The organism is Actinoallomurus sp. NPDC050550, from assembly GCF_040655075.1.
Taxonomy (GTDB): Bacteria; Actinomycetota; Actinomycetes; order Streptosporangiales; family Streptosporangiaceae; genus Actinoallomurus.
Map to the genome: position 1 here is coordinate 68,420 of NZ_JBFAJC010000020.1, position 25,186 is coordinate 93,605.

Annotated in this window: 26 protein-coding genes; 14 read left to right on the forward strand and 12 right to left on the reverse strand. The window is 70.9% G+C overall.

Annotated elements, in window-relative coordinates; translation table 11 throughout:
* Positions 1-410 precede the first annotated feature (410 nt).
* Complete coding sequence (locus tag AB0I04_RS26515; RefSeq protein ID WP_360889663.1) at positions 411-548, reverse strand: hypothetical protein; 138 nt, start codon at positions 546-548, stop codon at positions 411-413.
* 322 nt (positions 549-870) lie between these two features.
* Positions 871-1,446, reverse strand: coding sequence for a hypothetical protein (locus AB0I04_RS26520; protein WP_360889666.1), 576 nt, complete (start codon positions 1,444-1,446; stop codon positions 871-873).
* A 350-nt stretch (positions 1,447-1,796) separates the two neighbouring features.
* On the opposite strand from AB0I04_RS26520, the gene AB0I04_RS26525 reads away from it, so the two are divergent.
* Together AB0I04_RS26525 and AB0I04_RS26530 are read left to right on the forward strand one after the other, a co-directional pair.
* Positions 1,797-2,459, forward strand: a complete 663-nt coding sequence (locus AB0I04_RS26525) for a hypothetical protein (RefSeq protein WP_360889669.1) — start codon at positions 1,797-1,799, stop codon at positions 2,457-2,459.
* 217 nt (positions 2,460-2,676) lie between these two features.
* Positions 2,677-3,684, forward strand: coding sequence for a DUF916 domain-containing protein (locus AB0I04_RS26530; protein WP_360889672.1), 1,008 nt, complete (start codon positions 2,677-2,679; stop codon positions 3,682-3,684).
* A 40-nt stretch (positions 3,685-3,724) separates the two neighbouring features.
* Here AB0I04_RS26530 and AB0I04_RS26535 read toward each other — a convergent pair whose 3' ends face one another.
* Entirely contained in the window at positions 3,725-4,141 is a 417-nt protein-coding gene (locus AB0I04_RS26535) for a TIGR03668 family PPOX class F420-dependent oxidoreductase (RefSeq protein WP_360889675.1), read from the reverse strand.
* 246 nt (positions 4,142-4,387) lie between these two features.
* On the opposite strand from AB0I04_RS26535, the gene AB0I04_RS26540 reads away from it, so the two are divergent.
* The 6 genes from AB0I04_RS26540 (at position 4,388) to AB0I04_RS26565 (ending at position 11,483) form a co-directional block, all read left to right on the forward strand.
* Positions 4,388-5,698 carry an extracellular solute-binding protein gene (locus AB0I04_RS26540; protein ID WP_360889678.1) on the forward strand — a complete coding sequence of 437 codons (1,311 nt, stop codon included), beginning with the start codon at positions 4,388-4,390 and terminating at the stop codon, positions 5,696-5,698.
* Between the two features lie 87 nt (positions 5,699-5,785).
* On the forward strand, positions 5,786-6,751 hold the full coding sequence (locus tag AB0I04_RS26545) for a sugar ABC transporter permease (RefSeq protein ID WP_360889681.1): 966 nt from the start codon (positions 5,786-5,788) through the stop codon (positions 6,749-6,751).
* Entirely contained in the window at positions 6,748-7,623 is an 876-nt protein-coding gene (locus tag AB0I04_RS26550) for a carbohydrate ABC transporter permease (protein ID WP_360889684.1), read from the forward strand. Before AB0I04_RS26545 ends, AB0I04_RS26550 begins: the two co-directional genes overlap by 4 nt.
* Positions 7,620-9,047, forward strand: coding sequence for a GH1 family beta-glucosidase (locus tag AB0I04_RS26555; protein WP_360889688.1), 1,428 nt, complete (start codon positions 7,620-7,622; stop codon positions 9,045-9,047). The genes AB0I04_RS26550 and AB0I04_RS26555 overlap by 4 nt, the downstream gene beginning before the upstream one ends.
* 88 nt (positions 9,048-9,135) lie before the next feature.
* The gene (locus AB0I04_RS26560) at positions 9,136-10,170 is read left to right on the forward strand and encodes a LacI family DNA-binding transcriptional regulator (RefSeq protein ID WP_360889691.1); all 1,035 of its coding nucleotides are present in this window, start codon (positions 9,136-9,138) and stop codon (positions 10,168-10,170) included.
* Between the two features lie 41 nt (positions 10,171-10,211).
* Positions 10,212-11,483 carry a serine/threonine-protein kinase gene (locus AB0I04_RS26565; protein ID WP_360889694.1) on the forward strand — a complete coding sequence of 424 codons (1,272 nt, stop codon included), beginning with the start codon at positions 10,212-10,214 and terminating at the stop codon, positions 11,481-11,483.
* 3 nt (positions 11,484-11,486) lie between these two features.
* Here AB0I04_RS26565 and AB0I04_RS26570 read toward each other — a convergent pair whose 3' ends face one another.
* Together AB0I04_RS26570 and AB0I04_RS26575 are read right to left on the reverse strand one after the other, a co-directional pair.
* Positions 11,487-12,908 carry an aspartate aminotransferase family protein gene (locus tag AB0I04_RS26570; protein ID WP_360889697.1) on the reverse strand — a complete coding sequence of 474 codons (1,422 nt, stop codon included), beginning with the start codon at positions 12,906-12,908 and terminating at the stop codon, positions 11,487-11,489.
* Between the two features lie 93 nt (positions 12,909-13,001).
* Positions 13,002-13,544 carry an NUDIX hydrolase gene (locus AB0I04_RS26575; protein ID WP_360889699.1) on the reverse strand — a complete coding sequence of 181 codons (543 nt, stop codon included), beginning with the start codon at positions 13,542-13,544 and terminating at the stop codon, positions 13,002-13,004.
* A 33-nt stretch (positions 13,545-13,577) separates the two neighbouring features.
* On the opposite strand from AB0I04_RS26575, the gene AB0I04_RS26580 reads away from it, so the two are divergent.
* On the forward strand, positions 13,578-14,177 hold the full coding sequence (locus AB0I04_RS26580; protein ID WP_360889702.1) for a hypothetical protein: 600 nt from the start codon (positions 13,578-13,580) through the stop codon (positions 14,175-14,177).
* Between the two features lie 5 nt (positions 14,178-14,182).
* Here AB0I04_RS26580 and AB0I04_RS26585 read toward each other — a convergent pair whose 3' ends face one another.
* Genes AB0I04_RS26585 through AB0I04_RS26595 form a run of 3 tightly spaced genes read right to left on the reverse strand, consistent with a single transcriptional unit; the run spans position 14,183 to position 16,039 of the window.
* Positions 14,183-14,596, reverse strand: a complete 414-nt coding sequence (locus tag AB0I04_RS26585) for an RpiB/LacA/LacB family sugar-phosphate isomerase (protein ID WP_360889705.1) — start codon at positions 14,594-14,596, stop codon at positions 14,183-14,185.
* Positions 14,597-14,601: 5 nt separating this feature from the next.
* A complete protein-coding gene (gene deoC, locus AB0I04_RS26590; protein ID WP_360889708.1) occupies positions 14,602-15,297 on the reverse strand; it encodes a deoxyribose-phosphate aldolase in 696 nt (231 codons plus the stop codon).
* Between the two features lie 10 nt (positions 15,298-15,307).
* On the reverse strand, positions 15,308-16,039 hold the full coding sequence (locus AB0I04_RS26595; RefSeq protein WP_360889711.1) for a GntR family transcriptional regulator: 732 nt from the start codon (positions 16,037-16,039) through the stop codon (positions 15,308-15,310).
* A gap of 87 nt (positions 16,040-16,126) precedes the next feature.
* On the opposite strand from AB0I04_RS26595, the gene AB0I04_RS26600 reads away from it, so the two are divergent.
* Positions 16,127-16,759: a hypothetical protein gene (locus tag AB0I04_RS26600; RefSeq protein WP_360889714.1), complete on the forward strand. Its 633-nt coding sequence runs from the start codon at positions 16,127-16,129 to the stop codon at positions 16,757-16,759.
* 207 nt (positions 16,760-16,966) lie between these two features.
* On the opposite strand, the gene AB0I04_RS26605 is transcribed toward AB0I04_RS26600, so the two are convergent.
* Entirely contained in the window at positions 16,967-18,271 is a 1,305-nt protein-coding gene (locus AB0I04_RS26605; protein WP_360889717.1) for a hypothetical protein, read from the reverse strand.
* 271 nt (positions 18,272-18,542) lie between these two features.
* Between AB0I04_RS26605 and AB0I04_RS26610 the strand changes: the two genes are divergently transcribed.
* Positions 18,543-18,842: a hypothetical protein gene (locus tag AB0I04_RS26610; protein WP_360889720.1), complete on the forward strand. Its 300-nt coding sequence runs from the start codon at positions 18,543-18,545 to the stop codon at positions 18,840-18,842.
* 42 nt (positions 18,843-18,884) lie between these two features.
* On the opposite strand, the gene AB0I04_RS26615 is transcribed toward AB0I04_RS26610, so the two are convergent.
* The 3 genes from AB0I04_RS26615 to AB0I04_RS26625 all read right to left on the reverse strand — a co-directional run bounded on the left by AB0I04_RS26615 (position 18,885) and on the right by AB0I04_RS26625 (position 22,314).
* On the reverse strand, positions 18,885-20,036 hold the full coding sequence (locus AB0I04_RS26615) for an acyl-CoA dehydrogenase family protein (protein WP_360889722.1): 1,152 nt from the start codon (positions 20,034-20,036) through the stop codon (positions 18,885-18,887).
* Between the two features lie 4 nt (positions 20,037-20,040).
* Positions 20,041-20,508: a flavin reductase family protein gene (locus AB0I04_RS26620; RefSeq protein ID WP_360889964.1), complete on the reverse strand. Its 468-nt coding sequence runs from the start codon at positions 20,506-20,508 to the stop codon at positions 20,041-20,043.
* Between the two features lie 309 nt (positions 20,509-20,817).
* Entirely contained in the window at positions 20,818-22,314 is a 1,497-nt protein-coding gene (locus AB0I04_RS26625; RefSeq protein ID WP_360889725.1) for a hypothetical protein, read from the reverse strand.
* Positions 22,315-22,429: 115 nt separating this feature from the next.
* Between AB0I04_RS26625 and AB0I04_RS26630 the strand changes: the two genes are divergently transcribed.
* The 3 genes from AB0I04_RS26630 (at position 22,430) to AB0I04_RS26640 (ending at position 25,090) form a co-directional block, all read left to right on the forward strand.
* Positions 22,430-23,587, forward strand: a complete 1,158-nt coding sequence (locus AB0I04_RS26630; protein WP_360889728.1) for an acetyl-CoA acetyltransferase — start codon at positions 22,430-22,432, stop codon at positions 23,585-23,587.
* Entirely contained in the window at positions 23,584-23,997 is a 414-nt protein-coding gene (locus AB0I04_RS26635) for a Zn-ribbon domain-containing OB-fold protein (protein ID WP_360889731.1), read from the forward strand. The genes AB0I04_RS26630 and AB0I04_RS26635 overlap by 4 nt, the downstream gene beginning before the upstream one ends.
* A gap of 178 nt (positions 23,998-24,175) precedes the next feature.
* On the forward strand, positions 24,176-25,090 hold the full coding sequence (locus AB0I04_RS26640) for a hypothetical protein (RefSeq protein WP_360889734.1): 915 nt from the start codon (positions 24,176-24,178) through the stop codon (positions 25,088-25,090).
* The last annotated feature ends 96 nt before the right edge of the window (positions 25,091-25,186 follow it).

Consider the following 25,186-nt stretch of genomic DNA (forward strand, 5'->3'; position numbering starts at 1 on the left):
AGCTTCCGACCGTGCCGGTGTTGGTCAGCCCGTCGATCTGGATCGAGACTGCCGTACCAGAGGCGACCGTGGCAGACGTGAAGGAGTAGGTGTAGCTCGCACCCCGTGGCACTGGTCTTCGTCTTGCTCGTCGTCCACGTAGCGCCGGACAGGGTCGCCGCACTCGCCTTGGAAGCAGGCCAGACGATGCTCACCGCGCACCACAGGGCCACCAGCGCCCACACCACCATCGGCCGGCGGCCGGACCTACTCAACCGACCCCCGCCAACCATGACCGGCAATGCGCAACGCCCCCGACAAGCCCGAAAGATCACTTCCGTCCGGTTGTTCCGTCCCGACTCAGGGTCCGGAAATGACCTCCATCGTGATCGTCGAGGTGTAGGTGTCGGCAGCCGTGCTGGCCGGGATGCTCACCCACCAGCCGAGCGGATTGGCCGCCGATTGGCCGCCGTGCTGCCGCCGATGACGACCTGCCCCAGACCGGTCCCGGCCGCCGTGTCGTAGATGGTGACCGCAGTCGGCGAACTCGCCGCCGTGGTGATCGTCACCGGATAGGTGGTCGAATTGGTCGGCAGAGTGCACGTCCCGGTACAAGTGGCAGACGGCGCAGTAGTCGCACTGACCGACGTTGTACTGCCATTCGTCGAGAACGTACCGCTGTCGGGCAGTGTGTGGCTGCCGCTGGTGAAGGTCGTCGCGGATGCCGTGACGTGCCAGCCCGCCCGCTCCCCGTGGCGTCGTTGACCGTGTGCTGCTGATCCGCGGCCGTGGTGTCGACCACGCTCTGGTTGAGGCCGTTCAACGTCGCGGCTCACGTCAGCGACGACGGCGACGTCAATTAGGTGATCACTCCGAGTGATCTTACCGTGGTCACGGTGTGTGACGCGGCTCGGCGGCGGCCGGTGTGGATGCAGGCGGTGTGGATGCAGGCGGTGTGGATGCAGGCGGTGCGGACCCGCCGGCGGGCGCATGTCCGACGTCTCCGCGAGCGAGGGGAGCTGCGCAGGTGATGGTGCGGTCCTTGTGTGCTTGGCAGGTCATGTATTTGATGGCTGTTGCCTTGTCGATCTTCTTCGGGCCTGAGGTCTCCACATCGGTTGCGGTGATCTTGATCTTCTCTCCAGTGGTGATGGGAGCCGCGGGGGTCGTCTTGATCGCGGTGGTGAATTTCTCGTTCCCGCCGTTGCCTGCCTGCTGCACTGACCCGGTACCGATGTCGGCACCGCCGCTTGCCGGGGCGACCGTCGTGGTCAGGTTCTCGGTGTGCCCGGGCCGGGTCGCGTTCACAGTCCCGCTAGCGAAGCAGATGTGTTGGTCAACAAGGCACTTGAGACCGTCGAGAACCAGCCCGACGGCGGCGGACGCGGGCGCAGCGGGAACGACCAATCCTGCGCTGCTCAGGGTCAGCGCGGCGGCGATGGCGCCGGTACGACAGCGGAAGATCACAGGATGCCCCTTTGATGGCTACTTTGAGTGACCAGCATCGCCAACAGTATCACTCTAGGTAACTAGAGTGATGGCGATCCGCCGGCCTGTCGACGCGAACAGGGACAAGCTCTCCCTCTTGTGATTTCGGTATGTCGGGCGCGTCGTAGGTGCTGCCACCAGCCGTCATTTGCGGCGTTTCTGCAGATAGATGGTGAGGTTGGCGTGTTACTTGACGGCCGCCACTGGCGGCGATCAGAGACGGGTGTGCGTGTCGCATCGCAATGATCGACTAATCACTGAGAGTAATGCTATGATCACGGCGCGTATTCGATCAGTGACGTCCGGATGAGGCGTCACGCTGCAGATGGATGATGCTGATGCGTCACTTCTCTCATGCGCTGGGCACGGCCATCGTTCTCGTTGCCGGGTCTGTTGCTCTGCTGTCAGGTAGAGCAACCGCCGCTCCCTGCGCCCCTGGTTCTCCGACCACTACCAACTGCACGTTGACCGGGACGGCCGCCCTGACCGCGGGCACGTTGACGCTGGCGGCGCCGGCGTCGCTGGCCTGGGCCACGACCTTGAACGGCCTCAACCAGAGCCTGGCCGACACGACGGCTGCCGACCAGCAGTACACGGTCAATGACGCTACTGGAAGCGGGGCGGGCTGGCACGTCACGACGTCCGCCACGACCTTCACTAACGGAACTCACACGTTCCCGGATAGCGGCACGTTCGTGACGAACGGCAGCACCAGCTTGATCACTGGTACTACCGGACCGACCGCTACCTGCAGTGGGACCTGTACGTTGCCGACCAATTCGATCACCTATCCCGTGGCCATCACCACGGCGGCAACGACGCCCACCCCGGTCACCATCTACAACGCCGCTGCGGCCTCCGGGCTCGGGGCGGTGGTCATCGGGGGCAGCACGGCGGCCAACCCGGTCGGCTGGTGGGTGAACGTTCCGGCCAGCGCGTCGTCCGGTTCGTACACCTCCACGATCACGATGGCGATCATCTCCGGGCCCTGAGCCCGGCGCTGGAAGCCCGAGTGCCCGCAGGGGAGCGATGATCTGTTCGCGGTGATGACGACGGTGCCGTCCGGGACGGGCGGCACCGTCTCCCGCGCGGGTGCCGTGACCGTCGTGGCAGGCCCGTGAACGAGGCACGGCCGACCCCACCGGAGGTGACCCCTTGAGTTCATCACAGGCCCGACGTCGGCGCGTACCGCATGCCGTCATAGGCCTCGTGACATTCGCCGCACTTACGCTCGCCGCCGCAGGCACGGTCGCCCCGGCGCATGCGGGTGGCGGCCTGGGAGGTGGCTCATTCGGCATCACTCCGTCAGCGACCTCGGCCGGCCGGGTGCGCTCATATTTCAACCTGAGCGTGCCGCCCGGCAAGACGGCCCGGGAGACGGCGGTCATCAGCAACGCAGTATCCAGGACCCAGCAGCTGAAGATCAGCATCTCCAGCGGCGTCACCGCGGCGAATTCCGGCTCCGCATACCAGAATGTCCCTGGGAAATGCGCCGGCGCCAGTTGCTGGGTGACCGGGCTTCCCTCCGCCGTCACCCTGGCCCCCGGCGAACGCAGGGCCCTGAGGTTTCGGGTCGCTGTTCCGGCTGATGCCCTGCCGGCGCAGTATCTCACCGGCATCACGGCCGAGTCCCTCGCTCGATCCAGTGCGGTCGGGGTCGGCTCGAACGGACGGTCATCAGCCAAAGCGATCATCGTCAGGCAGGTCACCGTCGGTGTCGCCGTCACCGTCGGCGCACTCGCGCAGATGAAGACGGCCCTGGCGATCGCGCCGCTTTCGGCGGGATGGGTCGGGAACATACCCCGCCTGTTCATCCCGGTGCACAATCCCGGCCAGACGTTCGCCAAGGCACATGGAACCGTCTCCTGTAGGGTCCATGGCAGGCCTCACTCCTATGACGTCATCATGGGAACGGTCCTGCCGGGCACCGGCGCGGTCCTTCCGATCAATGCCCGGGGCCTGAGCGGTGAATCGATGCCGTGCAGGGTCCGGCTGCGTGAGGGCGCTGGACCTGTGGCCTTCTGGTCCGGCACCGTGACACTTCCCTCCCGATCCCAAAAGAAGGTCATCCACACCGGGAATGGCGTGTACACCACGCTCCCGGACAACGCCGTTCCTCCCTGGGCGATCGCGCTCATGGTGATCGGAGCGCTGATTCTCATGGCCTTGATGGTGCTGCTCGTCCTACAGCGCAGGCAGCGGCAGCGCACCCGCTAGCCCGCCGCTCTTGTGGTAGTGGCTGGACCGCTGGTGGCCGTCAGGAGGCGGACCAGCCGGTCCAGCGGTGGACGGTCATGGCGATGACAGGGCCCTCGGGGGGATTCGCGCGGTACTGGCGGTAGCGCTCGCGGAGCAGGTCGATCGGCGCGGCCATCGCCTCCGGGTCCTCGACGATCTCGGCGGTGGCGTCGGCGCGGACCCACCACAGGCGTGACCACTCGTCCTCGTAGTGGTCGGCCAGTACGGCGACGCGGGGGTCGGCCTGCATGTTGCGCAACCGCTTGAGATCGCGGGTGCGCTTCGGCTTGGCGTCGACGGCGGAGTAGATCCGGTCGCCCTCGACCGCGAACGTCACGACGACCAGATGCGGACGCCCTTCTTCGTCCACCGTGGCCAGACGCACGGCCCGCGCGGACGCGAAACGGGCGCGCGCGATCTGCTCCGGAAGCCTCATCCTTCGAGGTTGCCACGGGTGTCGGCCGTCCGGCGTCAGGCGGTGGGCCGGGAACGCGTCGTGTCGCGGGCCGGCGAAGGCGCCGTGACGCCCGCGTAACGAATGTGTTGCGGGCTATTGACACTCACCATGACTCCCGGATTCGCTTCGTGGGAGCGCTCCCACACACCACCGGGCTCACCGAGGAGCCCGGGCAGAACCCCGCCTATGGAGACGACCTGAGAGGGGTCCGTCATGAGGGTCAACATGCGTCGAGGGCGAGTCGGCGCCCTGGCGATCGTGCTGTCCGCCGCGCTCGCGGCGGCGACGGCATGCTCGGGGGACGACGGCAAGAGCGATTCCAATAGCGCGAACGAGAAGATCACGCTGACGGTCGACGACTTCGGCACGTTCGGCTACCAGGACCTTTACAAGCAGTTCATGGCCCAGCACCCGAACATCAAGGTCACCGAACGCAACGTCCCGAAGCTCGACGACTACACGCCGCGGCTCCAGCAGTGGATCGCGGCGGGCGCCGGTGCCGGCGACGTGGTGGCGATCGAAGAGGGCATCATGGTCAAGTTCAAGGCCCAGCCCGACAAGTTCGTCGACCTGAAGCAGTACGGCGCGAGCTCGCTGCAGGGCAACTTCCTGCCGTGGAAGTGGCAGGGAGGCATGAGCCCCGACGGGTCCAAGCTGATCGGCCTCGGCACGGACGTCGGCAGCATGGCGCTGTGCTACCGCAAGGACCTGTTCAAGAAGGCGGGTCTGCCCGACGACCGCGACGCGGTCACCAAGCTGTGGCCGACCTGGGACGACTTCATCAAGGTCGGCCAGAAGTACACGTCCAAGGTCGGTGGCAAGTCGAAGTTCATCGACAGCCCCGAGACGTACTACAACACGATCCTCATGCAGGAGGCCGGCAAGGGCTCCAACCAGACGTACTTCGACCAGAGCAACAAGTTCGTCATGGAGTCGAACCCGGCCGTCAAGACGGCGTTCGACGAGACCGTGAAGATGTCCCAGGCGGGCCTGGCCAGCGGCGTGCAGTTCCTGTCCGACCCGTGGAGCCAGGGCCTGAAGAAGGACGCCTTCGCGACCGCGCCCTGCCCGGCCTGGATGCTCGGGCTCATCAAGCAGTTCGGCGGTGACGAGCAGCAGGGCAAGTGGGACGTCGCCGGCGTGCCGGGCGGCGGCGGCAGCTGGGGCGGCTCCTGGCTGGCGGTGCCCACGCAGAGCAAGCACCCGAAGGAGGCCGCCCAGCTGGTGCAGTTCCTGACCAGCGTGCAGGGCCAGATCGGCGCGTTCAAGGCGGCCAACAACCTGCCGTCCTCACCGGCGGCGCTGAACGACCCGGCCGTCAAGGCGTTCAACAACCCGTACTTCAACAACGCGCCGGTCGGCCAGATCTACGCGCCGGCCGCGATCAACCTCAAGCCGGTGTACCTCGGCGCCGACAACCAGGAGGTCCGGACGGCCGTCGAGGCGGACCTGCGCGCGGTCGCCCAGGGCAAGCTCTCGGCGGGCTCCGCCTGGAGCAAGGCCGTGTCCGACGCCAAGAAGGCCTCGGGCGGCTGAGACCGGCGGGCGGCGCCGGCCTTCCCCAGGACGTCGGCCGGCGCCGCCCGTGTCCACGCTCGCCCGTCTCCGTGAAAGGACCTCGGAATGGCTGTCGACCTGCGGCCCACACCGGTCGCCTCGCGCGCCGCGCCGCCGGGGCGGCGCGGCTGGCGCGCCCGGCTCTCCCGGCTGGACCTGAAGGTCTCGCCCTACCTGTACATTTCGCCGTTCTACCTGCTTTTTCTGCTGTTCGGGCTCTTCCCGCTCGGCTACACGTTCTGGGTCTCGCTGCACCGCTGGGAGATCATCGGCCACCACCAGTTCGTGGGTCTGCGGAACTACTCCCGGCTGCTCAGCGACGACCAGTTCTGGAACGCCGTCGTCAACACCCTCGGCATGTTCGTCGTCGCGACCGTGCCACAGCTGCTGCTCGCGCTCTGGCTGGCCAACGCGCTGAACCGGCGGCTGCGCGTCCAGACGCTGTTCCGGATGGGCGTGCTGCTGCCGCTCGTCACGTCGGTCGCGGCGGTCGCGATCGTGTTCACCCAGATCTACGGCCGCGACTACGGCATGGCCAACTGGATCCTGCACTTCTTCGGCGTCCACAAGATCGACTGGCAGGCGAACCGCTGGGCCGCCTGGGTGGCCGTCTCGACCATGGTCGACTGGCGCTGGACCGGCTACAACGCGCTGATCTTCCTCGCCGGCATGCAGGCGATCCCGCGCGACCTGTACGAGGCCGCGGCGATCGACGGCGCGGCACGGCGGCAGCAGTTCTGGCGGATCACGGTGCCGCTGCTGCGCCCCACGATCCTCTTCGTGTCGGTCATCTCCACCATCGGGGGCCTGCAACTGTTCACCGAGCCGCTGCTGTTCAACTTCGGGTATATGAACGGCGGCTCGCTGCGGCAGTCGCAGACGGTGACGATGTACATGTTCGAGAACGCTTTCAACCGCTTCCAGTACGGCTACGGCTCCGCGGTCGCCTGGATGCTCTTCCTGCTGATCCTCCTGTTCTCCCTCGTCAATTTCCTGCTGATCCGCCGTTTCTCCGGAGGTGGTGACAAGTGAAGGAGGCCGTTTTCCGGCGTTCCCGGAAGGCCGTCGCGGGCTCCGCGCGTCTCTGGAACGCCAGCCCGCTGACGTACGTCGTGCTCATCTTCGCGATCGTCCTGTCGGCGTTCCCGCTGTACTGGATGTTCGTCGTGGCCACGCGGACCAACGCCGTCGTCGGCGCGGTGCCACCGCCGTTCATCGCCGGTCAGCACCTCGGCGACAACCTGCGCCGGCTGTTCGACAACGAGCAGGCCCACTTCGCCAAGGCGCTGGTGAACTCCGCGATCGCCTCGGCCGTCGTCGCCACCTCGACGGTCTTCTTCGCGTCGCTGGCCGGCTTCGCCTTCGCCAAGCTGCGCTTCCGTGGCCGCAACGCGCTGCTGCTCATCATCGTCGCCACGATGATGGTGCCGGTCCAGATGGGCCTCATCCCGCTCTACATGGTGATGGTGCACCTGCACTGGACCGGCAAGCTCCAGGCGGTGATCGTCCCCTTCCTCGTCACCGGCTTCGGCGTGTTCATGATGCGGCAGTACGCCTCGCAGGCCATCCCCGACGAGCTCATCGAGGCGGCCCGCGTCGACGGCGCGTCGACGTTCCGGATCTTCTGGAGCGTGGTGCTGCCCGTGCTGCGCCCCGCCGCCTCCGTGCTGGCGCTGTTCACCTTCATGTCGACCTGGAACGAGTTCATCTGGCCGCGGGCCGTGCTGAATCCGGACAACCCGACGGTGCAGTACTCGCTGGCGCTGCTGAACAACGCCTACTTCAACGACTACACGCTGATGTTCGCCGGCACCCTCGTGGCGACCATCCCGTTGTTCGTCGTCTTCGTCGTGTTCGGCCGCCAGATCATCGGCGGAATCATGGAAGGGGCCGTGAAAGCATGACGATCCAGAGATCACGGGCGGAGACCGAGATCAGATTCCCGACGGACTTCGTCTGGGGTGCGGCCACGGCGGCGTACCAGATCGAGGGCGCCGTCGCCGAGGACGGGCGCGGCTCGTCGATCTGGGATACCTTCGCCCACACACCCGGGAACGTCCTCGGCGGCGACACCGGCGACGTCGCGACCGACCACTACCACCGGTTCCGCGAGGACGTCGCGCTGATGGCCTCCCTCGGGCTGACGGCGTACCGCTTCTCGATCTCCTGGTCGCGCGTACTGCCCGACGGCGCCGGGCCGGTCAACCCCAAGGGCCTGGACTTCTACCGGCGGCTCGTCGACACCCTCCTCGAGGCGGGCGTCCAGCCGTGGCCGACCCTCTACCACTGGGACCTGCCGCAGGCCCTCGAGGACGCCGGAGGCTGGCCCGCGCGGGACACGGCGTACCGGTTCGCCGAGTACGCCCAGACCGTGTGCGGCGCCATCGGCGACCGCGTCGTCAACTGGACGACGATCAACGAGCCGTGGTGCGCTGCCTTCCTCGGGTACGCGTCCGGCGACCACGCGCCGGGCCGCCGCGACCCGGAGGCATCCCTTCGCGCCGCGCATCACCTGCTGCTCGGCCACGGCCTCGCGGCGCGGGCCATGCGCGGCGACGGGCGGAACGTCGGCGCGTCGGTGAACCTGTACGCCGTGTCGCCGGCGAGCGACGCGCCCGAGGACGTCGACGCCGCCCGGCGCATCGACGGGCTGCAGAACCGCTTCTTCCTCGACGCGCTGCTGCACGGCCGGTATCCCGAGGACGTCCTCGCCGACGTGGACCGGTTCGACCTGGGCGTCCAGGACGGCGACCTGGACCTCATCGGAGGGTCGGTCGACCAGCTCGGCATCAACTACTACAACCGCTTCTTCGTCACCGGTCAGGAGGGCGCCGCACCCGCGATCACCTCGCCGTTCGCGCAGGCGTCGCCGTGGCCGGGCAGCGAGCACGTCGGCTTCGTCCAGGTCGGCCGGCCGGTCACCGCGATGGGCTGGGAGATTGACGAATCCGGGCTGGCCGAGGTACTCACGCGCGTCGCGGAGGAGTACCCGTCCGTCCCGCTGTACGTCACGGAGAACGGCGCCGCGTTCGACGACGTCGTGGCGGACGGCGAGAACGGTGAGGGCCCTCACGTCGACGACCCCGACCGCGTCGCGTACATCGACGCGCACCTGCGCGCCTGCCACACGGTGATCAGCGCGGGCGTCCCGCTGCGCGGCTATTTCGCCTGGTCGCTGATGGACAACTTCGAGTGGGGCTGGGGCTACGCCAAGCGGTTCGGGCTCGTCTACGTCGACTTCCTGAGTCAGGCGCGGATCCCCAAGACCAGCGCCCAGTGGTACTCCTCGGTCATCGAGCAGGGCGGGCTCGGCAGAATGTCCACGTGAGCACTGTCGACCGACCAACGCGACGCCCATCTGCCCGGGCACTCCCGCCGGACGCGAAGGCGGTCCTCCCGCCGCGGCGGGAGGACACGTGACGAGCGGGCCGCGACCGACCCTCGAAGCCGTCGCGGCGCTCGCCGGCGTCGGCCGCGGCACCGTCTCCCGGGTCATCAACGGCTCGCCGAAGGTCAGCCCGGAGGCCCGCGAGGCCGTGCTGCGGGCCATCGACGAGCTCGGGTACGTCCCCAACCGTGCGGCGCGCGCCCTGGTCACGCGCCGTACGGACACGGTCGCGCTGTTCGTGTCGGAGTCGGAGGAGCGCGTCTTCGGCGAGCCGTACTTCGCCGGCATCATCCGGGGGATCAGCGCCGGCCTCGCCGACACCGGGCTGCAGCTGCTGCTGGTCATCGCCCAGTCGGAGGACGAGCACGCGCGTTTCGAGCGCTACCTCACCGGCCAGCACGTCGACGGGGTCCTGCTGATCTCGCTGCACGGCGGCGACCCGCTGCCACGCCATCTCGAGGAGAACGGCGTGCCGACCGTGCTCGGCGGCCGGCCCGTCGGTGTGGACCCCGTGAGCTGCGTCGACGCCGACAACCGGGGCGGCGCCCGCCAGGCGGTCGAGCACCTCATCGGCCTGGGGCGCCGCCGGATCGGCACCATCACCGGTCCGCAGGACATGCAGGTGGGCGTCGACCGTCTCGACGGGTACCACGACGCCCTCGCCGCGGCCGGGCTCACCGGCCCGGTCGCGCACGGCGACTTCAGTGAGGAGTCCGGGGAGCGGGGGATGTGCGAGCTCCTCGACCGCGACCCGGACCTCGACGCCGTCTTCGCGGCGTCGGACCCGATGGCGGTCGGCGCCATGCGGGTGCTCAAGGAGCGCGGGATCCACATCCCCCGGGAGGTCGCGGTCGCGGGGTTCGACGACTCGTCGACCGCGCGCCACACCGACCCGCCCCTGACCTCGGTGCACCAGCCGCTCGAGGCGATGGGCCGGGAGATGGCGCGACTGCTCCTCGCCCGCATCCGCGGTGAGGAGATCGAGCATCCGGTCGTCATCCTGGACACCCATCTCGTGGCCCGCGAATCCTCCCTCGGCGGCGCGAGATCCGGGGCACACTAGGGGGCTCGTGCGGAACGCGAGATTTGGGGAAAACTGCGTTGATGCAGTCGCTTCTGGCCGGCCGGTACCGCCTTCGCGAGCGGATCGGCCGTGGTGGCATGGCATCCGTCTGGCTGGCGCGGGACGAGGTCCTCGTCCGGCAGGTCGCGGTCAAGCTGATCGACCCGGAGCTGGCGCGCGACGCGGAGTTCCGCAGGAGGTTCCGGGACGAGGCCCGCTCCGCTGCGGCGCTGTCCCACCCGCACATCGTCACCGTGCACGACTACGGCGAGTCCGACGGCACCCCGTACATCGTCATGGAGCTGCTGACCGGCTCCACCCTCGCCGACGTGCACCCCGTGTCCGACGCCGAGCGGGTCGTCGGCCAGATCGCCTCGGCGCTCGCCGCCGCGCACGAGGCGCGCATCGTCCATCGGGACATCAAGCCCACGAACATCTTCCTCACGTCGTCGGGGGTGAAGGTCCTCGACTTCGGCATCGCCGGCGACGCGCGGATGGGGACGCCCGACTATCTTCCGCCGGAGAACGACCTGTCGCCGTCCGCCGACGTGTACTCCCTCGGGATCGTGTGGTTCGAGGCGGTGATGGGCCGCCGGCCCGGGCCGGGGGAGACCCTCGGCGGCCTGCAGGCCCGCTGCGTCGCCCGATCCGCGGCGGAACGACCGGCCGCCGCGGAGATCGCCCGGGAGCTGGGGGTCGGCGACGAGCCCGCCGTCGACCCGGACGCCGTCACGCCGAGGCGACTCTCGCACCCGATCACGCGGGTCCTCACCGCGCCCGCGGTCCGCCGGCGCCGGGTGCCGCTGGCCGCCGGGGCGGCCGCCGCGCTGACGGCGCTGGTGATCGCCGCGGTGCTGAGCGCCGGCCACGGCGGCGGGAAGGCCGCGCTGAGCTCTCCGTCCCGCGTGACGGCGTCCCCCTCTTCGTCCGGGCCCGTCACTCCCACCGCCACACCGGGGAGCCGGTCCGCGCAGTCGGCCACGCGCTCCCGCGCGGCCACCCCGCCGCCTCCCGCCACCACCCGGCCGGTCCGGGCCCGCACGGCGCCGACGCCCCCGGGAACGGTCGACGCGCTGACCCGGATGCGCCGCACGGTGGACGAGGGCATGGCGGTCCGGGAGGTCCGCTCCGACGTGGCCGTCGACCTCGACAACGTCATCACCGGCCTGACGAACGAAGTGGCCGCCGGACAGAGCGTCGACCTGCGGCAGCGGGTCACGGACCTCCGGCAGAAGATCCTCACCCGGCTCAGCGAGGGCGGCCTGACCAAGAGCCGCGCCGACACGCTCCTCCGCGAGCTGCCCCAGGTGTGAGCCTCACGCGGCGAGTCGTGAGCCGATCTCCCGGACGATCGAGACGAGCAACTCGACGTCGGCCTCCGTGGTCCGCCAGTTCACGATCGCCGGTCGCAGGGCGGTCATGCCCCGGTACACCGTCGTGCCGGCGAACACCCGGCCGTCGGCGAGCAGCTCCGCGCCGAGCCGGGTGTTCAACCCGTCGAGGTCCTCGATGCCCGGCCGCCGGTACCGGAAGCAGACCACGCAGAGCCGGACCGGCGCGAGCAACTCCAGATCCGGGGCCTCCTCGACCAGCCGGCCGAGATGCCCGGCGAGGTCGAGATGGCGTTCCACCATCGCCCGGTACCCCTCCCGGCCGTACGCCCGCAGCGTCGCCCAGATCGGCAGCGCCCGCGCGCGGCGCGAGGAGTCGGGGCCGAGGAACTGGTAATTGACGTGGTCGTCGCCGTCTCCGGGCAGGTACGGCGCGTCCCACGCCCCGAACGCCCGCCCGAGCAGCGCGGCGTCCCGTACGAACGCGAAGCCGCTCTCGTACGGGACGTTGAGCCACTTGTGCCCGTCGCTGATCACCGAGTCCGCCCGTTCGATCCCGTCGACCAGGTGCCGGGTCCGCGGCGACACCGCCGCGAACAGCCCGAACGCGCCGTCCACGTGCAGCCAGGCGCCGTGTCGTTCGGCGAGCTCGGCCATCTCGTCGATCGGGTCGAAGTCACCGGTGTTGACCTCGCCCGCGTTCGCCACGATCACCGCCGGGCCGTCGGTCTCCGCGAGGGCCCGGTCCAGCGCCGAGAGGTCGACCCGGCCGGCGTCGTCCCGGGCGAACCTGCGGACGGTGTCGCGTCCGAGGCCGAGCATCTGCAGGGCCTTGCGGGTGCTGACGTGGACGTACCCGCTGGAGAACACCGGCATCGGCGGCAGCCCGGCCAAGCCGTCGACCGTCACGTCCACGCCGTGCCGTTCCGCCCACCAGAACCGCGCCGCCGACAACGCCGTGAAGTTCGCGGAGGTGGCGCTCGTCGTCAGCACCCCGCCGTACGACTCCGGCAGCCCGAACAGCTCCTTCAGCCATCCGAGCACCACCGTCTCGGCCTGCGTGCCGAACGGCGACGCCGCCCAGTTGCCGGGGTTCTGGTCGAGCAGCGAGGCGATCCAGTCGCCGGCCAGCGCGGCCGGAGTGGCACCGCCGACGACGAAGTGGAAGAAGCGCGGCCCGGCGGAATGTGTGGCCGCCCGCGTGCCCGTCCGCAGCAGCCGCGAGACGCCGGCCACCGTGCCGTCGCCGTGCTCGGGCAGCGACCCGCCCAGTTCGTCGAGTGACTCCCCGGCCTCCGGGTCGCTCACCGGCCGCGTCGTCAGTGACTCGAGGTACGGTGCCGCGGCCTCCGCCACCAGATCGAGGGCCTTACCGATCGCGTCACGCTCGTGAATGGGGTCCGCCATGGGAGGAGCAGATCACGCGCCTCGCCCTGTGGTCGATGGCCAATCGCCCGAATCGGCCTTCCTCGAGTCGGCGAACGGACGGCCGGCGTACGCCTACGGCGGGGACCCGCCGTCGTGGAGTCCGAGCAAGGTGTAGCCGGCCATCGTGCCGCCGTCGACGATCTCCCCGTCGCGGATCATCCGCTCGAAGTCCGTGCGGGCGACCCAGCGGTGGGTCATCCCCTGCTCCTCCGGGTCGCGGTCGGCGGCCTCACCCTGCGTCAGGCCGGTGGCGAGGAAGACGTCACAGCGCTGGTTGGTGAACCCCGGCCCGATCGCGAAGGAACCGATCCGCTCCAGTTCCGCCGCGCGCAGGCCCGCCTCCTGGACGAGCTCCGCGCGGGCGAGCTCCTCGCTGCTCGTCTCGCGGTCGTCCGGCCAGGTGCCCTGCGGGAACTCCAGGGACCGGCGAGAGAGTGTGTAGCGGTACTGCTCGACCAGGTGGAAGCCGTCGTTCTCCATCGGAATGATCAGCGCGGCCGTGGGCTTGTCCACGACGCCGTAGATGCCGGGGGAGCCGTCCGGGTGCCGGATGTCATCCTCCCGTACCGTCATCCACCGGTTCTGGTACACGACGCGACTGGAGATCTGGATCACCCCGGCAGCCTCTCACATCTACGCTGACGTCCCATGGGAGAGAGACGACGGCACGGCGTTCCACCGCCGGAGGAGATCCACCGGTCGGTCACGCGAGGCCGGTCCGCCGTCTTCCCGCTCGACGCGGCCGTCGACATGCCCGGGGCCACGGCCCTGGCCGCCGGACTGCAAGCGGAGCTCGTACGGGACGATCTCCTCGTCCTCGTGTGGCCCGGCCGACCGCCGTCCATCCGCGTCGTACGGCTCGTCGGCGAGCCCGAACTGACCCGGTGCCGCGCCGAACTGGAGATCCTCGTCGCCGACTTCCGCCGGACCGCGCGGCGGCTCATCGAGCGGTGTCGCGCCGAGGCGGGGCCCGCTTGGGACGAAGACGAGGCGTTCGAGCTGATCGAGGTCGACGGCGCGCACTGGTGGCTCTCGCCGCACGGCGAGCACTGCCGGTTCGAACGGGCCGACGGGGCCGAGATCGTGGAGGCCAACATCGAGCGTCCGGACGCCGTCGATCCGGGCTTCCTGCTGCTGTTCGCCGAGACCTCCGGCGGATACCCGAACGTCCGTGCCGCGTGCGTGGAGGGCTTCCACGACATGTGCCGGATGCTGGAGTCGGCCGGGGTGACGGCGCACACCGGGTAACGCGGTCAGAGGTCGCGGATCAGGTCGATGTTCGGCGTCTCCTCGGGGTCCTCTCGCTCTGTCTCGAGAAACGCCTTGACGCACTCGACGGCGACGTCGGGGGCCAGTCGCTTCAGGCTGAGCGCGAGGACGTTCGCGTCGTTCCAGAGGCGCGCGTTTCGCGCGATCCACGGCTCCCAGGCCAGCGCGGCCCGTACGCCGGGGACCTTGTTGGCCGCGATCGACGTGCCGGTGCCCGTCCAGCACATCAACACGCCGTAGTCGGCCTCGCCGGCGGCGACCGCGCGGCCCGCCTCCCGCGAGAAGTCGGGCCACTTCTCCAGATCGTCGATGACCCGCAGATCGGCGACCGCACGGAGGTGCTCGATCACCGCACGGGTGCAGTCGTTCGCGTCGTCGGCGCCGAAGACCACCTTCATATCGCTCACCCTGTCACGTCGCCACGGCGCCGCGCGAGGTCGTCGAGGATCCCGGCGGTGGCCGTCGCTCCGAAGCGGGTCACTCCGGCGGCGGCCATCTCCAGCAGGACGTCGAGGGTACGGACGCCTCCGGCCGCCTTGACGCCGACCCGCGCCGACACCGACCTCCGCATCAGGCGCAGGTCGTCGAGGGTCGCGCCGCCCGGCGCGAATCCCGACGACGTCTTGACGTAGTCGGCCCCCGCCTCTTCGGCGATCCGGCAGCCGCGGACCTTCTCCGCGTCGGTCAGATACGCGGTCTCCAGAATGACCTTGAGAAGGGCGCCCCGAGCCGCCGTCTGCTCGGCGACGGCACGAATGTCATCGGCGACGTACCGGTCGTCGCCGGCGCGCAGCCTGCCGATGTTCAGCACCATGTCGATCTCCCGCGCCCCGTCGCCGACCGCCGCGGCCGTCTCTCCCGCCTTCACGTGGGAGGCGGAGGAGCCGTGCGGGAACGCGACGACGGTGCCGACCGCCACGCCGGTGCCGCCGAGAGCGCGTACGGCGAGTGGGACGTCCGCGGGCCGGACGCACACCGACGCGACGTCGTAGCGGGCGGCCAGCGCACAGCCGGCCCGTACGTCGTCGGTGGTCAGGTCGGGACGGAGGAGTGAGTGGTCGATCATCTTCGCGACGTGCTCGACGGCGGGCCAGGACATGGGCTTCTCCTCAGCGGTTGGGAGGCTCGACGTCGAACGTGACGTCGAGGGCGTAACGGTCGCCGGCGTAGCGGGACTCGGTGAGCTCCAGCGGGAGGCCGTCCTGGTCGAGGATCAGCCGATGCTCCACGAGCAGGGGAGCGCCCGGATCCACGGCGAGCAGTGCGGCGTCCTCGGCGGTCGCACGATCGGCGGAGATGGACGCGTGCCCCAGGGTCGGCACGCGTCCTAGCGCGACCACCGCCTCGTGCAGTGAACCTCCGGCCAGGTCGGCCTCCAGGAGCCGCACCAGCGTGGGCGGGAAGAGCGCCTCCTCGAGGGCGATCGGCACGTCGTCGGCCGACCGGACCCGGCGGATCGCCACCACCCGTGCGTCGCGACCGAGCCGCAACCGGTCGGCCTCCGCGCCCTCGGCGGGCCGTATCCGGGCGTCCACCATCCGCGAGGACGGGGTCTTGCCGCGGCGTCGCATCTCGGCGCTGAACCGCACCAGGCTGTCGGCTCGGCGGTGGGCGGGCGGCGGCGCCACGAACGTGCCCCGCCCCGGCTCCCGGTACACCAGCCCGTCGGCGGCCAGACGCTGCACCGCGGCCCGGGCGGTCATCCGGCTCACGCCGAACTCCTCGCACAGCTCCGCCTCCGAGGGCAGCGGATCATTCGGCCGGGCGGCGGCGACGCGGGCGCGCAGCGCCTGCTCGATCGCGTAGTACCGAGGGGTGAAGTCACGCGTCTCGTGGCTCATGAGATGAGGCTATACGACTATCTGTATATACATCTAGCCCTGGATTCGGGGTGAGGGCCGACTCCACCGGCTGGTAGACATTGGGGCGTGACCGAGGAGGAGCCCGCCTGGGCGATGCAGCTCGCCCTGCGTATCGAGAAGGCCGCGCCACCGTCGCACCTGGCGATCTGCGAGGCCGCGGCGATGGCCGTCGTCCGGCTGCTCGCCGACCCGCGCTCGGCCCCGGGCGGGGAGTGGTACGAGGCGGTGGCGGGCTGGGAGGCGCGGCGCATCCGCAAGGTGGCGCGACGGGCGCGCGGCGCCCGCTGGGACGCCCTCGCCGGGCTGCCCGGCGTGCTCGTGGACCACGACGGCGCGCTGGCGCGGGCGTTCGTCCCCGGGCCGGTCACCGAGGTCCAGCCGGAGATCTCCAAGCGGCAGGTCGGAGGCACCGACCTGCCGCGCGACGACGAGCCGAAACCCCCGCCCGAGCCGCCGTACGCCCTGGTCACGCTCAATCCGCACGTCGCCATGACCACGGGGAAGGCGGCGGCGCAGTGCGGGCACGCCGCCCAGCTCCTGCTGCGCGCCCGCGGCGAGTGGCCGGGCCTGCGCGTCCGCGTCCTGGAGGCCGACGACTGGGCCGGGAGCGTCGCGGAGGCCGACGTGGCCGTACGGGACGGCGGCTTCACCGAGGTCGCCCCCGGCACGATGACCGCCGTCGCCCGCCTCATCGGCTGACGCCAGGACCCGCCGAGCCCCCGGACCGATGCCGGCTGGCGGAGCCGGTCGAAGAACTGCTCCAGGGCGAGGACCCCGACCGGGCCAGGCGCGACTTCCTGGAACCGGTGGCACGGCTGCGGGGCGGCTCCACCGCCCCGTCGTAGGCGGCGCCATACCGGCACGGCCGAGGATCGCCGGGGCCGGGACACCGGCGATCCTCGGCGATCACGGCCGCGCCGGGTCGCCTTCGTCCCGGTCGAACATCGTCTCGTCCGCCTCGGCCTCGCCCTCGGCGGCGGGCTGCGGCTCGGCGTCCCGGGTGCGGACGGGGATGTCGGCCCTCGTGGCGCCCCCGACGGCGTCCCTCTTGCCGAACTCGACGTCCCGGCTGTCGCTCGCGGGCTCGGCGCGATCCCGGTCGCTCGCGGGTTCGGCGAGGTCCTGGTGCGTGGCGTCGCTCGAGGGCTCCGGGAGGTCCCGGCGGGTGGTGTCGCTCGCGGGCAGGGTGACGTCGCGGCGGGCGTCGTCGTTCGCGGACGGGGTGACGTCGCGGCGGGCGTCGTCGTTCGCGGACGGGGTGACGTCGCGGCGGGCGTCGTCGTTCGCGGGCTTGGCGCGATCCCGGTCGTTCGGGGGCTCGGTGAGGTCTCGGCGGGTGACGTCGCTCTCTCCGGGGCCGGTGCCGCGGTGGTCGGCGTCGCCGGCCCGTTCGTCGGCCTCCGCACGGTCGGTGTCGGCGTCGCCGGCCGGTTCGTCGGTCTCCGTACGGTAGGCGTCGCGCCTCTGGATCCTGATGTCCTGGCGGGTCGCGTCGGCCGCGGGCCGTACGGTGGCCTTCTCGGGCGCGTCCGGGGACTCGGGCACCGGTCCGGCCAGGGTGGCGGAGGGACTCTGCGACGCCTCCGGTGGCTGCGGCAAGGCCAGAGCGCCCGGGAGCTTCGGTGCTCCCCGTCCGGGCTTCGACGTTCCCCATTCGGGGCTCTGCGCCAGCCGGTCGGGTGCGGCGGGTCTCGGAGGTTCGGGCGCGGCAGGGGAGCCGGCCGGGACGAGGCCGGCGAGCGCCGGCAGTGCGAGAGCGGGGACCGGCGGAGCGGGCTCGACGGCGGCCGGCGTGCCCTTGATCGATCGATAGGTCACCGCGAACAGGCCGCCGAACACCAGCAGGAACACCCCGTGCTCGACCAGCCGCAGGCGGTCCCCGGCGACACCGGCGACGACCGCCAGCACCAGGAACTCGAGGAGCCACCCGGCGAGCGCCACCAGCAGCCAGACGGCCCGGCGGCGGCCGACGGCCAGGACGGCGGCGACGGTGAACAGCAGTTCGGCGACCGCGGAGACGCCGAGCAGGGCCGTCGTCGCCCCGTCGCCCACTCCGAGCATCTGGGCCGCGTCGTGGTGGCGACTGGACCAGTCGAGCAGGGAGGCGACCCGGGTCAAGCCGAAGACGACCAGGAACACGCCCACCGGGACGTGCCGGCGGCGCCACCCGCCCCCCGTGGCCGGTGACCGTGATCCCGCGTCCAGTGTCATGTGTGCCCCTCTTTCTATCCGTGTACCGCCGTCTATGACGTACGCGCGGCCCGCCGAGTTGGCGCAGGGCGGAACATCGCGGCGAAAACGATTCCTGCGAGCATGCCGGTCGGGAGAGGAAACGTGCCACCGGAACGGACCTTCTTCACCCTGCGTGAACGTGCACGGGGCAAGTTCATGCATGTTCGGTGCTGCGGATTGCGTGGCGTACATCACATCGGAATGCTGTCCTCGGTCGGGCCGGATCCGTTTCAGGAGGGGTGATCCGATCGTGTCGAATGAGACCGCCGCTTTAGCGCGGACACGCATCACATATCTCGAAAGCCTCGGCGACGAGCTCCGGGGGCGGGGCTTCGCCGTACGGCTGACGGTTCCACGAGTCGGACCACCGAGCCTGCACGTGGTGAACCCACAGGTGTCGGTTCTCGCCGAGCACATTCTCGCCGAGAACTCCGCCGACGGCTGGTGGTACTGGTGGTCGTGGGCCGAGCGGATCGCACGCGTCGATGATCTCGACGACGCTGTCGAACGCGTCATACGGGTGCTCGCCACAACGGGGGAGCACGACTGAGGAGACGGCGCTGGAGGCGACCACGGCCTCCAGTGCCGACCGTCAGGCCCGCGGGAGGCCGAGAGTGCGCTCGGCGATGATGTTGCGCTGGATCTCGCTGGATCCCGCGTAGATGGTGTCGGCGCGGCTGAACAGGTAGAGCCGCTGCAGCTCCGACAGCTCGTACGGTCCGGCGTCGGCGACCAGGGCCTCGTCGCCGAGGGCGGCCACGGCGAGTTCGCCGAGCCGGCGGTGCCACTCCGACCAGTACAGCTTGGCGATCGACACCTCCGGTCCGGGCTCGCCGGCCGCCAGGGACGACATGGTGCGCAGCGCGTTCAGGCGCATGATCTCCAGCTCGATCCAGGACTGGACGAGCCGGTCGCGGAGCACGGGATCCTCGATCGTTCCGGTGCGCCGGGCGGCGGCGACGACCTGCTCGAACTCCCGGCGGAAGCCGATCTGCTGGCCGAGCGTCGAGGCGCCGCGCTCGTACCCGAGGGTGGCGAGGGCGACGCGCCATCCGTCGCCGGGGGCGCCGAGGATGTTCGCCTCGGCGGTGCGGGCGCCGTCGAAGAACACCTCGTTGAACTCGCTGGTGCCGGTCAGCTGGACGATCGGCCGCACCTCGACCCCGGGCTGCCGCATCGGCACGAGCAGGTACGACAGGCCGTGGTGGCGCGTGGAACCCGGCTCCGTACGGCAGAGGACGAAGCACCAGTCCGCGACGTGGGCGAGGGAGGTCCAGACCTTCTGCCCGGTGACCACCCATTCGCCGCCGCGCCGCTCCGCCCGGGTCTGCACGTTCGCCAGGTCCGAACCCGCCTCGGGCTCGGAGTAGCCCTGGCACCACAGCTCGTCGCCGCGCTGGATCGGCGGCAGGAAGCGCCGCCGCTGCTCCTCGGTGCCGAAGTCGATGATCGTCGGCCCGATCAGTCCCTCGCCGATGTGGCCGACGCGGTGGGGCGCGTTCGCGCGGGCGTACTCCTCGTGGAAGACGACCTGCTCCTCCAGCGTGGCGTCGCGCCCGCCGTACGCCTTGGGCCAGCCGAGGCACGTCCAGCCGGCCTCGCCGAGGCGGCGTTCCCAGGTGCGGCGCAGTTCGAAGCCCTCGTGCTCGCGTCCGGGGCCGCCGAGGCCGCGGGCCTCGGCGAACTCCCCGGTGAGCTCGGCCTCGAGCCAGCCGCGCACCTCGGCCCGGAACCCGGTGTCCACGGGCTCAGCCGTCGAAACGGCCGTAGGAGCCCTTGTAGAAGACGAGTGGATCGCCGTCGTGATGCTTGTCGAGGTGGTGCACCCGGGCGACGACGATGACGTGGTCCCCGGCGGCGTACTCCGCCTCGACGGAGCACTCCAGCCACGCGAGGGCCCCGTCGATCACCGGGCTGCCATTCGGGGACTTGGTCCACTCCAGGCCCGCGAACTTGTCCGCGCCCTTGGTGGCGAGCTGCAGGCAGACGTCGCGCTGCGGCTCGGAGAGGATGTTGACGCAGTGACGGTCGGCGCCCCGCAGCTTGGGCCACGTCGAGCTGGTGTGCGCCACGCAGAAGGCGACGAGAGCGGGGTCCAGCGACACCGAGGTGAAGGAATTGGCGGCCAGGCCCGTGGGCCCGCCCGTCTCGGGGTCGATCGCGGTGATGGCGACCACGCCCGTGGCGAAGCGGCCGAGGATATTGCGGAAGCGCATCTTGTCGATGTCGCTGATCTGGTCGGCGGTGCCCGGACGTGGCGTTCCGTTGGGCGAGCGGGGTGCGCGCCGTGGCGTGTTCTGGCCGGAGGATCGCGCGGCCGAACCTCGGGGGATCGACGTTGCGGCGGTCGCGCCGTCGGGCATGACCGGATCCTTTCTCTTAGCCAAGCGCTTGCTTGGACGATAGGCGGCAGCCTTGACGAGTGTCAAGTTGGCCGCTCGCCGCCCCTGCTCCACGTCTCAGTAAAGCGTCGCGACGTGCCCGAGATTCCAGGCCGGGGGTGAAATCGGCCGAAAGTCCTAGGCTTATCGTTCCGCGTTCCGGTACACGGTCGTCTTCGTCGACCGGCCCGGGAAGACCACGATGAGATGCCTCTCCACAGGTAGGTCCGAGACCGACCGTTCCGCCTTCTCCCGGTCGCGGACGTACACACGCAGCCGGTAGGGCCCAGGACCCGTCGAAGCGAGGATCGGCAGTCGCGGCATCTCCTCCATGGTGGTGACGCGCAACCCGCCGTGCGGACTGTCGACGCCGACCTCGGCGACGCGGTCCCAGCCCCGGAGCATGAGGGGAGGGCGGTGGCGGTACGCCGCGACGGTCAGGCACACGGGGCCGTCCTCGATCTCCGTCATGATCGCGGCGGTGTTCCCAGCCGCGCTGATCAATCCGTCGCCGATGGCGGCGTTGAAGGGATCGCCGGCTGTCGGCTCGCCGTCCGACGCGTAGTAGCCGCCTCCTTCCCCGACGAACAGCGCGGTCGTCGCCTGCCGTGTCGGCGCTCCCGCGAGCCGGGGACGGGCGCAGGCGGCGTTCATCCGCGTCTGGTATCGCGCCGCTTCCTCGGCCTCCTGCCGCGCCGAGCGTCCCAGGCGCGGCGACCAGCGCGCGGCGGCGTCGGGGCACAGGTAGGCGGCCGTGCGGGTCACGTCCTCGCCGCCGGTCCACTCCTGGGCGACGGTCGTCAGCAGAGAGGCGGTCGCCTGGTCGCCCGGTGCCGTACGGCCGAGGGCGTCGCACACGCGCCGGCCCATGGCCAGCAGGTCCTGGTCGGACCGGCCCTCCTGGTGCGCGGGCCGCAGGCCTCCCGGCGAAGTGAGGGAACTGCCGCGCGCCGCGCAGAGGAAGGCGAGCTCCCGTCGCGGTCGCGGCAGGCGGGCGATCGCCTGAGCCGGTGTCTCCGTGGCGACGGGACTCGCCGATGGAGCGTTCGCGCACGCGTCCGGCTCGCTGATCGGCCGCTCGGCGCCGCGATCCGCCGTCATGGCCGCGAGGAGGACCGCCGTCATGATCACCGCGCCGAGCGCCCTCCGCCTTCGAGGGCGCCGCCGTGACCCGCGCAGGGCCGCGACGGCGCAGCCGGCGGGCAGCAGGTAGTACAGCGGCCAGAGCGAGAAGCCGAGCATCGGCCCCCAGGCGTCAAGGCAGTCCTGGACGCCGTCGAACGCGACCAGCGCCGGCTCGGTCAGCGCGATGACCGCCAGGAAGGCCGGGGCCGTCCAGCCGATCCACGCCGCCGCCCGGTGCAGGCCACGGCGGCGGGAGAGCACCCACCCGGCGAATGCGGGGCCTACGACGACGACGGGCACTCCCTTCAGGACCGCCCACGCGGGCTCGCTCGCGAGCCGCATCTCCGCCTGCCAGCCCTGGCAGACCTTCGTGGCCACGCTCGCGAACCCGAAGCGGTCCGGGGCGCCCAGGAGGGTGGCCGCCATGCCGAGGGCGAGCGGCAGGGCCGTCAGTGCGACCGCCGCCCACCACAGGCGCAGCCGCGTGCGGGAGATCGGGGCGCTCTCCTCGGCCATCCTCGGTCTTTCCGTTCGGCGACGTGCCGGTCCACCCTAGTGATCATTGACAGCCGGGGACGGCGGGCTCTACGGTTCAAGAGAGTTGGCCGAGCGCTTGGTTGGTAGGAGAGGCATGGGGTTGCGGGATCGAGCGGCGATCGCCGGGGTCGGGTACACGCCGTTCAGCAAGGACTCCGGCGTCTCGACACTCACCCTCGCGATCGACGCGATCCTCGCCGCGCTCGACGACGCCGGGCTGACCGTCGATGACGTCGACGCCCTCGCGACCCACCGCGTCGGCGACTCGACGCCGCCCTGGGTGGTCGCGCCCGCCCTCGGCGTCCCCGAGGTGAGCTGGTACCTCGACCAGTTCGGCGGGGGCAGCGTCTCGCACGCGGTGATCGGGCAGGCGGCCATGGCGGTCGCCAGCGGTGTGGCCCGCACCGTCGTCTGCTACCGCGCGATCAACGCCCGCTCGGAGTTCCGCATGGGCGGCACGGGCCGCGGCGTCGCACCGATCTTCGACGCGCAGTACCAGGCGCCGTACGGCTACTTCGCGCCGCCGCAGCAGTTCGCGATGTTCACCCGCGCGCACATGATCAAGTACGGCACGACGCACGAGCAGCTCGGCCACATCGCGGTCGGCCAGCGCGCCAACGCAGTGAAGAACCCGCGCGCCCTCAAACGCGACCCGATCACGCTCGACGACTACCTGGCCTCCCGCTGGATCGCCGAACCCCTCCGCCTCCTCGACTGCTGCCTGGAGACCGATGGCGCCTGCGCCGTCGTCGTCACCTCCGCCGAGCGCGCCCGGGACCTGCCCAACCCGCCGGTCCTGATCTCCGGCGCGGTCTGGGGCGGCGGCGACAGCTTCTTCTCCGGTCAGGGCGGCGACTTCACCGTCTCGGAGGCCGCCCGGATCGCGCCCCGGCTGTACGCCATGGCGGGCGTCGGGCCGGAGGACATCGACGTGGCCGAGCTGTACGACTGCTTCACCTACTCGGTCCTCGTCCAGCTGGAGGACTACGGCTTCTGCCCCAAGGGGGAGGGCGGCCCGTACGCCGCCTCCGGCGCGACCCGGCTGGACGGCCCGCTGCCGGTGAACACCCACGGCGGCTTCCTCTCGGAGGGATACGTGCACGGCATCAACCACGTGGCCGAGGCCGTCGCGCAACTGCGCGGCACGGCCGGGGACCGGCAGGTGAGCGGCGCGGAGATGGCGCTGTCGACGGCCCAGCCCGGCTACGTCCTCGCCGGGACCTCCGCTCTGATCCTGCGGGCCGACCGGTGAGCCTCGCCGAGCGGCCGAGGCCGCAGGCCGACCGCGACTCCGCGCCCTGGTGGGAGGCCGTCCGCCGGCACGAACTGCTGGTCCAGAGGTGCGGCGGGTGCGGCACGCTGCGCTTCCCGCCCCGCGCGATCTGCGCCCGCTGCCGGTCGCGCGAGAGCACCTGGACCCCGGTGAGCGGCACCGGGCGCGTGGCGAGCTGGATCGTGAACCACCAGGTCTTCATGCGCGCCTTCGCCGACGAGGTGCCCTACGCGGTCCTGCACGTGCGGCTCGACGACGCCGACGACCTGTTCATGTACGGCGACCTGACCGGCGCGGACCCCGCCGACGTGACGCCGGGCATGCCGGTCCAGGCCGTTTTCACGGACGTGGACGAGGATCTCACCCTCGTGCGGTGGCGACCGCGATGAGAATTTCCGCCGCGCCGGACGGGGCTTTTCGCCGGGTGAGTGCGCCACATTGAGGTCGATCCGGTATTTTCGTCTGCCGTAGGCCGTGTCTTCGCACGCCTCTTACCAGCTCGCAGGCGTCACCTGATCACCCCGGCGCCCCATATCGCCCGCGTTCCCCCGTAGCCCAGGAGGCTGCTTGTTCTTCGGCATCATCCTCGCGCTCATCGCGACGGTCCTGTACAACGCCGGCTTCGTTCTCGAGAAGCGGGCGCTGCGCGACCTGCCGCCGATCAGCGCGCATCGGGTGGGCCACCTCGTCCGCGTCCTGGGCGGCAGCCGCGCCTGGGTGACGGGCTTCCTCGTGATGGCCATGGGCCTGCTCTGCCAGGTGGGAGTCATGGCGCTGGTGCCGCTGAGCGTCGGGCAGCCGATCCAGCTCGCCGGGCTGGCGCTGCTCGTGGTCTTCTCGGCCACCGTGCTGGGCGAGCGCACCACGCCGCGTGAATGGACCGGGCTCGGCGTACTCGCGCTGTCGCTGATGCTGGTGTGCCTGTCGATGGAGCCGACGCGGCTCGGCGTGCACGCCGACACCGGCGTGCTCCTGGCCGTCTCGGCCGGCACCGTCGTCCTCGGCCTGGGCGCGTTCGTCTCGGCGATGCGCACTGGGCGGCGCACCGGCCGCCCGGTGCCCGGAGTGCTGTACGGCGCCGCCTCCGGCCTGCTGTACGGCGCCGGCGGGTTGCAGACGAAGGGCGTCGCCGGGTTCCTCGCCGACCACTCGGGCGGCTTCCTCGGCCGGACCCTGGCCTCGCCGTACCCCTACCTGTACTTCCTGCTGTCGGGCGCGGGCCTGCTGCTGTTCCAGACGGGCCTGCAGCGCGGCCGGGCGTCCATCGTGGTGCCGGTCTCCAGCGTCGTCGGCAGCGTGTACACCGTCATGGCGGGCACGGCGGTCTTCGGGGAGCCGCTGCCGCAGGATCCCCTCCGTCTCGCGCTGCGGACGGCCGGGTTCGCGGCCTCGCTCGTCGTCGTGGTGCTCATGCCCCGGCACGACGAGGAGCCGGTCGAGGTGCTGGGCGCCCCCGCCCTCGTCACGGACCAGGTCGGCTGATCGAGGTGCCGGGCGCCCTGGCTCACGGGCCAGGTCGGCTGATCGAGGTGCCGGGTGTCCTTGCCCTTGTCACGGGCCAGGCGGGCTGATCGAGGC